The 11,190-nt window shown below is 73.2% G+C and carries 10 protein-coding genes; 8 read left to right on the top strand and 2 right to left on the bottom strand.

The window, feature by feature from the left end:
- Positions 1 to 381: 381 nt before the first annotated feature.
- From ACFUEL_RS25210 to ACFUEL_RS25230, 5 genes are all read left to right on the top strand, one after another.
- Positions 382 to 1,977, top strand: a complete 1,596-nt coding sequence (locus tag ACFUEL_RS25210; protein ID WP_380239032.1) for an ABC transporter ATP-binding protein — start codon at positions 382 to 384, stop codon at positions 1,975 to 1,977.
- A gap of 4 nt (positions 1,978 to 1,981) precedes the next feature.
- Positions 1,982 to 3,148, top strand: coding sequence for an ABC transporter permease (locus ACFUEL_RS25215; protein ID WP_380239033.1), 1,167 nt, complete (start codon positions 1,982 to 1,984; stop codon positions 3,146 to 3,148).
- Positions 3,145 to 4,410: an ABC transporter permease gene (locus ACFUEL_RS25220; RefSeq protein ID WP_380239034.1), complete on the top strand. Its 1,266-nt coding sequence runs from the start codon at positions 3,145 to 3,147 to the stop codon at positions 4,408 to 4,410. The genes ACFUEL_RS25215 and ACFUEL_RS25220 overlap by 4 nt, the downstream gene beginning before the upstream one ends.
- A complete protein-coding gene (locus ACFUEL_RS25225; protein ID WP_380239035.1) occupies positions 4,407 to 4,808 on the top strand; it encodes a cytidine deaminase in 402 nt (133 codons plus the stop codon). Before ACFUEL_RS25220 ends, ACFUEL_RS25225 begins: the two co-directional genes overlap by 4 nt.
- A gap of 93 nt (positions 4,809 to 4,901) precedes the next feature.
- A complete protein-coding gene (locus tag ACFUEL_RS25230; protein WP_380239036.1) occupies positions 4,902 to 6,179 on the top strand; it encodes a thymidine phosphorylase in 1,278 nt (425 codons plus the stop codon).
- 18 nt (positions 6,180 to 6,197) lie between these two features.
- Here the strand turns inward: ACFUEL_RS25230 and ACFUEL_RS25235 are convergent, their stop codons facing one another.
- The gene (locus ACFUEL_RS25235) at positions 6,198 to 6,755 is read right to left on the bottom strand and encodes a Uma2 family endonuclease (protein ID WP_380239037.1); all 558 of its coding nucleotides are present in this window, start codon (positions 6,753 to 6,755) and stop codon (positions 6,198 to 6,200) included.
- On the bottom strand, positions 6,752 to 8,038 hold the full coding sequence (locus ACFUEL_RS25240; RefSeq protein WP_380239038.1) for an MFS transporter: 1,287 nt from the start codon (positions 8,036 to 8,038) through the stop codon (positions 6,752 to 6,754). The genes ACFUEL_RS25235 and ACFUEL_RS25240 overlap by 4 nt, the downstream gene beginning before the upstream one ends.
- Positions 8,039 to 8,102: 64 nt before the next feature.
- Between ACFUEL_RS25240 and ACFUEL_RS25245 the strand changes: the two genes are divergently transcribed.
- The 3 genes from ACFUEL_RS25245 to ACFUEL_RS25255 all read left to right on the top strand — a co-directional run.
- Positions 8,103 to 9,059 (top strand): LysR family transcriptional regulator, encoded by a 957-nt coding sequence (locus ACFUEL_RS25245; protein WP_380239041.1) that lies wholly within the window; start codon positions 8,103 to 8,105, stop codon positions 9,057 to 9,059.
- Between the two features lie 308 nt (positions 9,060 to 9,367).
- Positions 9,368 to 10,516: an adenosine deaminase gene (locus tag ACFUEL_RS25250; protein ID WP_380239039.1), complete on the top strand. Its 1,149-nt coding sequence runs from the start codon at positions 9,368 to 9,370 to the stop codon at positions 10,514 to 10,516.
- Positions 10,517 to 10,727: 211 nt separating this feature from the next.
- On the top strand, positions 10,728 to 11,190 hold a 463-nt coding region (locus ACFUEL_RS25255), incomplete at its 3' end, for a hypothetical protein (RefSeq protein ID WP_380239040.1).

Here is an 11,190-nt window from a genome sequence, read left to right on the forward strand (position 1 = left end):
CATGGCCAAGATCGACGCCGCCCCCCAGCAGATCCCCCGCGGCCAGCCCATGGTCCCGCCCGCCCCGTCCGGCCGACCCGGCCCGCCGCGCCGCCCGCCCGCGGGGCGGCGCGCGGCGGTTCGACCGGATCGCACCGCAGGGGCCCGGACGGACGCGCCCAGCGCGCGCCCGTCCGGGCCCCTGCGGGCTTGGCACCGCGTCCGCGCGGCACGGCCCCCTCCCGGGTTTCCCCCTGAGCTCAGCGCGACGAAGCGCCCGACGACCAGCAGGAGATCGCCATCACCCCCTCCGACTCCGTCCCCGAGGACGGCAGCACCCCCCGCGCGGGGACGGCGACGCCTGCCGTCGAACTGCGCGGCATCACCAAGCGCTTCCCCGGTGTGGTGGCCAACCACGACATCGACATCACCGTGCGGCGGGGCACCGTGCACGCGCTGATGGGGGAGAACGGCGCGGGCAAGTCCACCCTGATGAAGATCCTCTACGGGATGCAGAAGCCGGACGAGGGCACCATCGCCGTCGACGGCGAGCAGGTGGAGTTCTCCACCCCCGCGGACGCCATCGCGCGCGGCATCGGCATGGTGCACCAGCACTTCATGCTGGCCGACAACTTCACCGTCTGGGAGAACATCGTCCTGGGCGGCGAGCACCTGCACGGCATCGGCGCCAAGGCCAAGGCCAGGATCCGCGAGCTGTCCGACCAGTACGGCCTGGGCGTGAAGCCCGACGCGCTGGTCGAGGACCTCGGCGTGGCCGACCGGCAGCGCGTGGAGATCCTCAAGGTGCTGTACCGCGGCGCCCGGATCCTCATCCTGGACGAGCCGACCGCGGTCCTCGTCCCGCAGGAGGTCGACGCGCTGTTCGACAACCTGCGCGAGCTCAAGGCCGAGGGCGTCACCGTCATCTTCATCTCGCACAAGCTGCACGAGGTGCTCTCGGTCGCCGACGCGATCAGCGTGATCCGCCGCGGCACCACGGTCGGCGACGCCGACCCGCGCCAGGTCACCGCCCGGCAGCTGGCCGAGCTGATGGTCGGCGCCGAACTGCCCTCCCCGCAGAGCCGCGAGTCGACCGTCACCGACACCGAGATGCTCCGGGTCGAGGGCCTGCGGATCGCCAAGGCCGACGCCGAGGGCGTCGAGCGGGTCGTCCTGGACGACGTGTCGCTGCGGATCCGCAAGGGCGAGATCCTCGGCATCGCCGGCGTCGAGGGCAACGGCCAGGCCGAACTGGTCGAGGCCATCATGGGCATGCTCCCGCTGGACGCCGGCACCGTCACCCTGGACGGCGCCGACCTGACCCGCTCCCTGACCCGGGCCCGCCGCGAGGCCGGCATCGGCTACATCCCCGAGGACCGGCACCGGCACGGCCTGCTGCTGGAAGCCCCGCTGTGGGAGAACCGGATCCTCGGCCACGTCACCGAGCGGCCCAACTCCAAGGGCGTGCTGCTCGACCCGGCCGGCGCCCGCGCCGACACCCAGCGGATCGTCGAGGAGTACGACGTCCGCACCCCCGGCATCGAGGTCACCGCGGCCTCGCTGTCCGGCGGCAACCAGCAGAAGCTGATCATCGGCCGGGAGATGAGCCACTCCCCGAAGCTGCTGATCGCCGCCCACCCCACCCGCGGCGTGGACGTCGGCGCGCAGGCCCAGATCTGGGAGCAGATCCGCTCCGCCCAGCGCGAGGGCCTGGCGGTGCTGCTGATCTCCGCCGACCTGGACGAGCTGATCGGCCTGTCCGACACCATCCGGGTGATCTACCGCGGCCGCCTGGTCGCCGACGCCGACCCGGCCACCGTCACCGCCGAGGACCTGGGCAGCGCGATGACCGGCGCCGCCACCGGCCACATCGAGTCCGACCCGGAGGCCCTCGCCGAGGCGCAGGCCGTCGCCGCCGAGGGCACCGGGACCGTCACCGGTGACGAGAACGCCACCCCGTCCACCGACACCGCCGACGACGAGCAGGCGGGGGAGTAACCACATGACCAGTCCCAACCCCCCGGCCGCGCCCGCGGCCAAGCGGTCGCTGCGCGAGCGCGTCGACCTGGAGCGGATCGGGCTCGCCCTGGCCGCCCCCGTGCTGGCGGTGCTGCTGTCGCTGATCATCGCCGGCGCCCTGCTGTCGGTCTCCGGCCGCGACCCGGTCGACGCCTTCACCATCATGTGGAACTACGGCACCGCGTCCGACGGACAGGTCGCCGTGCTGAACAAGGCCACCGTGTACTACCTGGCCGCGGCCGCCGCCGCGTTCGGGTTCCGGATGAACCTGTTCAACATCGGCATCGAGGGCCAGTACAAGCTGGCCATGATGTTCGCCGCGTTCGTCGGCGGCCAGGTGGACCTGCCGGCCTTCCTGCAGATCCCGCTGCTGCTGATCGTCGCGATGTGCGTCGGCGGCCTGTGGGCGTCGATCGCCGGCCTGCTGAAGGTCTACCGGGGCGTCAGCGAGGTCATCTCGACCATCATGCTGAACGCCATCGCCACCGCCGTGATCGGCGTGCTGCTGGTGCCCGGCATCTTCGCGCCGAAGACCGGCGGCACCACCAACTCGATCCAGACCGAGAAGATCTCCGACTCCAGCCACTTCTTCTCGTTCGAGACCCAGGGCGGCACCCTGTGGGGCTTCATCGTGATCGCGGTGCTGGTCGGCGTGGTCTTCCAGTTCACCCTGAACCGCACCCGGTTCGGCTTCGACCTGCGCGCCACCGGCCGTTCGGAGAGCGCCGCCGGGGCCTCCGGCGTCAACGTCAAGCGCATGGTGATCACCTCCATCGTGGTCTCCGGCGCGCTGGCCGGCCTGGTCGGCCTGCCCGAACTCATGCAGAACACCCCGTACTTCGGGCAGAACGTGCAGACCGGCCTCGGCTTCATCGGCATCTCGGTGGCGCTGCTCGGCCGCAACACCCCGATCGGCATCGCGTTCTCCGCGCTGCTGTTCGCCTTCCTGGACGCCTCCGGCGCCCAGCTGCCCACCCGGGGCGACTACCCGTCCGAGATCATCCCGGTGATCCAGGGCACCATCGTCATCTGTGTCGTCGTGGCCTACGAGCTGGTGCGCCGCTACGGCCTCAAGCGCCAGCAGCAGAAGGTCGGCGCCGAGCTCGCCGCGCAGGCTGCCGCGGCCGCCCAGAAGGAGGTCGCGGCATGAGCACCGCAGTCGCCGATAAGCCCAAGACGCCGGCCGCGCCCGCGAAGCGGACCAAGCTCACCTGGCCGGTGGTGCTGCTGCTGATCGCGCTCGCCCTGGTGCTGTTCGCCGCGGTCGGCGCCGCCACCGGCAACCACGGCCTGACCTCCTCCGGGCAGATCAGCGCCGCGCTGGCCTCCGCCGTGCCGATCGCGATGGCCGGCCTCGGCGGCCTGTGGTCCGAGCGCGCGGGCGTCGTCAACATCGGCCTCGAGGGCATGATGGTGGCCGGCACCTTCTGCGGCGCCTGGGGCGGCTTCCTGGTCAACCCGTGGGTCGGCCTGCTGGCCGGCATGGCCGGCGGCGCGCTCGGCGGCCTGCTGCACGCGCTGGTCACCGTCACCTTCGGCGTCGACCACATCGTCTCCGGCGTCGGCATCAACCTGCTGATCCCCGGCATCTGCGCGTACGTCAACCGGATCTACTACAAGGACTACGTGAACGACGGCGCCGGCGCCAACCAGTCGCCGCCCTCGGACTCGCTGCCCACCTTCACCTTCCCCGGCCTGTCGAACTGGCTGGACGGCATCGAGAAGCACCACTGGTTCCTGGTCTCCGACGTGGCCGGCGTCGTCCGCGGCCTGGTCACCGACCTGTCGGTGGTCACCCTGATCGCCGCCGCGTTCCTGGTCGCCAGCTACTTCCTGCTCTGGCGCACCGTGTTCGGCCTGCGGCTGCGCTCCTGCGGCGAGAACCCGACCGCCGCCGAGTCGCTGGGCGTCAACGTCTACAAGTACAAGTACCTCGCGGTGGTCTCCTCCGGCGCCTTCGCGGGCCTCGGCGGCGCGTACCTCTCGCTGGTCGCCGCGCACTTCTACCGGGACGGCCAGACCCAGGGCCGCGGCTTCATCGGCCTGGCCGCGATGATCTTCGGCAACTGGATGCCGGGCGGCCTGGCCGCCGGCGCGGGTCTGTTCGGCTTCACCGACAGCCTCCAGCTGCGCGACGCCGACTCGGTGCACGTGCTGCTGCTGGTGGTCGCCGTCGCGATGGCGCTGCTCGCGCTCTGGCAGTTCTACCGCCGCAGGTTCACCGCCGGTGCGATCAGCATCGTCGTCGCGGGCGGCGTCGCCGCCTGGTACGCCTGCACCGACGAGGTGCAGCGCCCGCTGATCGTCGCCACCCCGTACGTGATCACCCTGGTGGTGCTCGCGCTGGCCTCGCAGCGGCTGCGGATGCCGAAGGCGGACGGCCAGATTTACCGCAAGGGGCAGGCCAAGTGACGGCGGCCCCGGCCGGGGACGTCGACTGGGCGGCGCTGCGCGAGGCCGCCCGGGAGGCGATGCGGCACGCGTACGCGCCCTACAGCAAGTACCCGGTCGGAGCGGCGGCGCTGGTCGAGGACGGTCGCACGGTGGTCGGCTGCAACGTCGAGAACGCCTCGTACGGGCTGGGCCTGTGCGCCGAGTGCGGGCTGGTCTCCGCGCTGCACGCCTCCGGCGGCGGCCGGCTGGTCGCCTTCACCTGCGTGGACGGCGGCGGCGAGCTGCTGATGCCGTGCGGGCGCTGCCGCCAGCTGCTGTACGAGCACGGCGGGCCCGACCTGCTGGTCGAACTGCCCTCCGGGGTGCGGCCGATGAGCGAGGTGCTGCCGGACGCGTTCGGGCCGGACAAGTTGTAGCTGTTCGGGCGGTTACGCGCGTAGAGTGTCGCGGGAGGACATCCCGCGGCACTCTTCGCATTTCACCTCTTCTGGATCTTCTGGAGCACCAGCATGGACGCCATCTCCGTCATCCGGGCCAAGCGCGACCGGGGCGAGCTGACCGACCCCCAGATCGACTGGGTCATCGACGCCTACACCCGCGGCGAGGTCGCCGACGAGCAGATGTCCGCCCTCGCGATGGCGATCCTGCTCAACGGCATGACGGCCCGGGAGATCAGCCGCTGGACCGACGCGATGATCCGCTCCGGCGAGCGGATGGACTTCTCCTCGCTCGGCGTCCCCACCGCCGACAAGCACTCCACCGGCGGCGTCGGCGACAAGATCACCCTCCCGCTCGCCCCGCTGGTCGCCGCCTGCGGCGCCGCCGTCCCGCAGCTCTCCGGCCGCGGCCTCGGCCACACCGGCGGCACCCTCGACAAGCTGGAGTCGATCCCCGGCTGGCGGGCCCTGCTCTCCAACGAGGAGATGCTCGACGTGCTGCGCGGCTGCGGCGCCGTCATCTGCGCCGCCGGCGACGGGCTCGCCCCCGCCGACAAGAAGCTCTACGCCCTGCGCGACGTCACCGGCACCGTCGAGGCGATCCCGCTGATCGCCTCCTCGATCATGTCCAAGAAGATCGCCGAAGGCACCGGCGCCCTCGTCCTGGACGTCAAGGTCGGCTCCGGCGCCTTCATGAAGAACCTCGACGACGCCCGCGAACTCGCCCGCACCATGGTCGGGTTGGGCCGCTCCGCCGGCGTCGCCACGGTCGCCCTGCTCACCGACATGTCCACCCCGCTCGGGCTCACCGCCGGCAACGCGCTCGAAGTCCGCGAGTCCGTCGAGGTGCTGGCCGGCGGCGGCCCCGCCGACGTCGTCGAACTCACCCTCGCCCTCGCCCGCGAGATGCTCGCCGCCGCCGGCGTCCACGGCAAGGACCCGGCCGACGCCCTGCGCGACGGCACCGCCATGGACCACTGGCGCCGCATGATCACCGCCCAGGGCGGCGACCCCGACGCCCCGCTCCCGGTGGCCCGCGAGACCCACGTCGTCCCGGCCCCCGCCACCGGCGTCCTCACCGCCCTCGACGCCTACGCCGTCGGCGTCACCGCCTGGCGCCTCGGCGCCGGCCGCGCCCGCAAGGAGGACCCGGTGCAGGCCGGCGCCGGCGTCGAACTCCACGCCAAGCCGGGCGATTCGGTGACCGCCGGCCAGCCCCTGCTCACCCTGCACACCGACACCCCCGAGCGCTTCCCGTACGCCCTGGAGGCCCTGGAGGGCGCCGTCACCGTCGCCCCGGCGGGCACGGCGTTCACCCCGGCGCCGATCGTGCTGGACCGGATCGGTTAGCGGTGCACCGGCGTCCTGCTAGCCGCCGTAGGTGCGCAGGACGCCGGTGTCGAGCTTCCAGGGGCCGACGGTGATCGTGTCGCCGAAGGCGAAGTTCCTGCGGTCGGTGTAGCCCGGTTCGGAGTGGATGACGCCGGTGCCCAGGCGGGGGTCGACCAGCAGGTAGAGCGGGATGCCCATGGCGGCGTAGTCGGCAACCTTGGCTCGGTAGTCGTTCTCCGGGTTGGAAGCCGAGACGATTTCGGCGACCAGGAGCACTTCGTGGGGAAGGAGCGCGGGTTTCTCCACGTCCAGGGCGGCTTCGGGGAACACCATCAAGTCCGGGTTCCGCAGCCGGCCCAGCCCGGGGTCCTCCAGATCGGCTCCGCCGTGGGCGATGTAGCCCGGATGTGTCTGCGGGAGCTGCTCGTTGAGTTGACGGGCGAGCCTGATGACCGCGAGCTCGTGCCGACTGACCGGCGACATCATCATGACGATCTCGCCGTTCGCGATCTCTATCTTTCCCACGCCCGGAACCTGCGGCAGCTGGTCGGCGATCTCGCGGAGCTTGGCGAACTGGGCAGGATCGATGCTCATGCCTGAAGTGTATGGACGGTCTCCGCGCGGCGGGAGGCGACGGCGCGACGGGTGGCGTAGAGGGTGACGCCCGCCGCGCCGGCCATCGCGGTGAGGGCGACGGCGGCCGTGCCCGACCAGCCGGTGGAGTGGTAGGCGTCGGCGCCCAGGGTGCCGCCGAGGCTGTTGCCCAGGTAGTAGGCGATCAGGTAGAGCGCGGAAGCCTGGGCGCGGCCGGTGGTGGCGGTGCGGCCGACGGCGGAGGAGGCGGTGGCGTGGCCGGCGAAGAAGCCGGCGGTGATCAGGACCAGGCCGAGGACCGCGCAGAACAGGGAGCCCGCGAGGGAGAGCAGCAGGCCCGCCGTGGTGGTGGCGATCGCCAGGTAGAGGGTGCCGCGGCGGCCGCAGCGGGCGGTCAGCCGGCCCGCCGAGGCAGAGGACGCGGTGCCCACCAGGTAGACCACGAAGATCGACGCGGCCACCGACTGCGGCAGGTGGAAGGGCGCGGCCGTCAGCCGGTAGCCGACCGTGTTGTAGACCGCGCCGAACACCGCCATGAACAGCATCCCCAGCGCGTACAGCCGCAGCAGCAGCGGGTTGCGCAGGTGACCCGAGACGGTCGCGGCCAGTGCTCGGGCGTCCACCGGCGCGCGGCGGAAGTGCCGGGCGCGCGGCACCAGGGCGCGGAAGGCCAGCGCCGCGAGCAGCGCCAGGCCCGCCGAGACCGCCAGGCCCCAGCGCCAGCCCCAGGCGGCGCCCGCCCAGCCGGAGACCAGCCGGCCGCCCATCCCGCCGATCGAGTTGCCCGCCACGTACAGCCCCATCGCGGAGGCCAGCGCCGACGGGTGCACCTCCTCGGCCAGGTAGGCCATCGCGGTGGCGGGCAGCCCCGCCAGGGCCGCGCCCTGCACGGCGCGCAGCACCACCAGCGTGGTGAGGTCCGGGGCGAACGGCAGGGCCACGGCGATCAGCGCGGCGGCCAGCGTGGAGGCCGTCATCACCGCGGTGCGCCCGTAGCGGTCGGACAGCGCGCTGGCCGGGAGCAGGGCGAGGGCGAGGCCCAGGGTGGAGGCGGAGGCCGTCCAACTGGCCTGGCCGGGCGTCAGGCCGAGGTCGGCGGAGAGCAGCGGCAGCAGGCCCTGGGTGGAGTACAGCAGGACGAAGGTGGCCACCCCGGCCGCGAACAGGGCGAGGTTGGCGCGGCGGAAGTCCCGGCTGCCGGGGCGCAGGCGCAGGTCGGTTTCGACGGAGGAGGTGACGGTGACGGGGGCGGGCGCGGACGCCTCGGTACTGGCGGGCTGCATGGTGTCGACGCTAGGACCGGGCGGCCTGATGCGTCCAATGCATGAATGGGCGATGATCGATGCCGTGACGTATGAGAGCAGCTCCGCGCCCGCCCGCCTCGCCGAACTCGGCCCGGACGCCGATGTGACGCTCCTCGCACCGCAGTTGGCGGAGTTCGCGGCCGTCGCCCGGCTGGAGCACGTCACCCGGGCCGCCCAGCTGCTCGGCATGCCGCAGCCCACCCTCTCGCGCGCCGTCGCCCGGCTGGAGGCCGAACTCGGCGTCGACCTGCTCGCCCGCCAGGGCCGCGCCGTCCGGCTCACCCGGGCCGGCCGGATCCTGCTGGACGCCGTCGAACGCGCCCTCGCCGAGGTCGAGCGCGGCGTCGAGGCCGCCCGCGCCGAGGCCGACCCGGCGGGCGGCCGGGTCGCCTTCGGCTTCCTGCACACCATGGGCAGCGACGCGGTGCCCGCCCTGCTGCGCGGCTTCCGCACCGGCCACCCCCGGGTGCGCTTCCAACTCGTCCAGGACTACGGCGCCGCGATGCTGGAACGCCTGCGCGCCGGCGAACTCGACCTCTGCCTGGTCTCCCCGCTCCCCGACGCGCCCGACCTGGCTGCCCGCCCGCTGGACGAGCAGCGGCTGTTCCTGGCCGTCCCCGCCGAGCACCGCCTCGCGGCGCGCCGCCGGATCCGGCTCGCCGAGGTCGCCGACGACACCTGGGTGACCGTCGAGGAGGGGTACGGGCTGCGCCACATCATGGCGGGCTTCTGCGCCGAGGCCGGGTTCGCCCCGCGGATCGCCTTCGAGGGCGAGGAGGTCGAGACCCTGCGCGGCCTGGTTGCCGCGGGCCTCGGCGTCTCCCTGCTGCCGCCCGCGCTCGTCCCCCGCCCCGGCGTGGTCGAACTGGAGGTCACCGCGCCCCGCACCCGCCGGGCGATCGGGCTGGCCTGGCACGCCGCCCGCCCGCTCACGCCGCCGGCGGCGGCCTTCCGCGACTTCGTGCTCTCGCGGCGGGGGAGCATCCTGGCGCACGACTGAGGGAGGAGCACCGCCAGGGGCTCACGAGGGAGAGCACCGCCAGGGGCTCGGGGAACGGCGAGCCCGGGGCTGCTGACGGTTCACTGCCGTTGCGCGCGTGGGCTTCTGGTTCTGTTCACTACACGCAGCAGCACGGACCTCCGATGGGCTCCGGCCGCCAGCAGCACGGACCCGCCGTTCCCCGGGCCCCTGATTGTGCATGCCCGTCTGCCGACAGTTCCCCGGGCCCCTGAAGGTGCTTCCCGCCGTTCTTCGGGAAGAGGGCGTGGTGGTAGGCAATCTACGCGCGTAGGGGCTATGCTCCGGCAATGGAGAAGCAGATCACTGCGTTCGCGGGCACCACGGCCCCGCGCGTTCCCACCCCCGACCAGATCGCCCGCGCCCCGAAGGTGCTGCTGCACGACCACCTGGACGGCGGACTGCGGCCGGAGACGATCGTCGAACTCGCCGCCGACTGCGGCTACGAGGGCCTGCCGACCACCGACCCGAAGGAGCTCGGGGAGTGGTTCCGGGCGGCGGCCGACTCCGGTTCGCTGGAGCGGTACCTGGAGACCTTCGCGCACACCTGCGCGGTGATGCAGACCCGGGCCGCGCTGGTGCGGGTCGCCGCGGACTGCGCGGAGGACCTGGCCGCCGACGGGGTGGTGTACGCCGAGGTGCGGTACGCGCCGGAGCAGCACCTGGAGGGCGGGCTGAGCCTGGACGAGGTGGTGGAGGCCGTCAACGAGGGCTTCCGGCTGGGCGAGGAGAACGCGCGGGCGCGCGGGCACCGGATCCGGGTCGGGACGCTGCTGACCGCGATGCGGCACGCGGCCCGTTCGCAGGAGATCGCCGAGCTGGCCAACCGGCACCGGGACCGGGGCGTGGTCGGGTTCGACATCGCGGGCGCCGAGGCGGGCCACCCGCCGACCCGGCACCAGGCCGCGTTCGACTACCTCAAGGGCGAGAACAACCACTTCACCATCCACGCGGGCGAGGCGTTCGGCCTGCCGTCGATCTGGGAGGCGCTGCAGTGCTGCGGCGCGGACCGGCTCGGCCACGGGGTGCGGATCGTGGACGACATCACAGTCGGCGCGGACGGCCGGGTCGAGCTGGGGCGGCTGGCCGCGTACGTGCGGGACAAGCGGATCCCGCTGGAGATGTGCCCGACCTCCAACCTGCAGACCGGCGCGGCGGCCTCGTACGCGGAGCACCCGCTCGGGCTGCTGGCCCGGCTGAAGTTCCGGGTCACCGTCAACACCGACAACCGGCTGATGAGCGGCACCTCGATGAGCCGCGAGTTCGCGCACCTGGTGGACGCCTTCGGGTACACCCTGGCGGACCTGGAGTGGTTCACCGTCAACGCGATGAAGTCGGCGTTCCTGCCGTTCGACGAGCGGCTGGCGATGATCGGCGACGTGATCAAGCCCGGCTACGCCGAGCTGAAGGCGGAGTGGCTGTTCGGGCCGCGGGACTGAGGCGGGGCTGAGGCGGGACTGAGGCGGGCGGGCCGCTTCGGCGTCCATGGAGATGGTCGGACTTATCACCCTCCGGAGTGGCCGGGTTTTGAACCGTGCACGGTCCGCTCACTACGGTGGGCCGGTCACTGCTGACTCGGTGTGACGGCGACGTCCCCAACCCCCTGGGTGTCCGTCGCGCACCGGCCCGACCAGGACTGAGGACGCACACATGAAGCAGGCCACTCTCAAGGCCGCCGGCGCCGCCGCGCTCGGCGTCGCCTTCGCCGCCGTCGCCGCGGGCTCCGCCTCCGCCGCGCCGGTCGCCCCCGGCGGCCTCGGACTGCCGACCAGCGCGCTCACCAACCCCGGCGTGACCGGTGCGGCCACCGGCGCGGTGAGCAAGCTCCCCGGCGGGGACCAGCTCGGCACGGTGACCGGCACCCTCAACCCGGCGGCCGGCGCCCCGGCCGCCGCCCCCGCGGAGGAGCAGGCCCCGCCGGTCGCCGAGCAGGTCGGCCCCGGCGGCGTGGACCAGGAGCAGGCCCCGGCGGCCGCCAACCGGGTCGGCGGGCTGGACTCCGTCCCCGGCGGCCAGGGCCTGGCCAAGACCCCGGTCGGCGGCGTGGTCGGCACCCTGAGCAGCCTGTCCCCGACCGGCGGCGGCGGCCCCGGCCTGCCCGGCCTGCCGGGCC

The sequence above is a fragment of the Kitasatospora sp. NPDC057198 genome (assembly GCF_042670125.1).
GTDB lineage: Bacteria > Actinomycetota > Actinomycetes > Streptomycetales > Streptomycetaceae > Kitasatospora.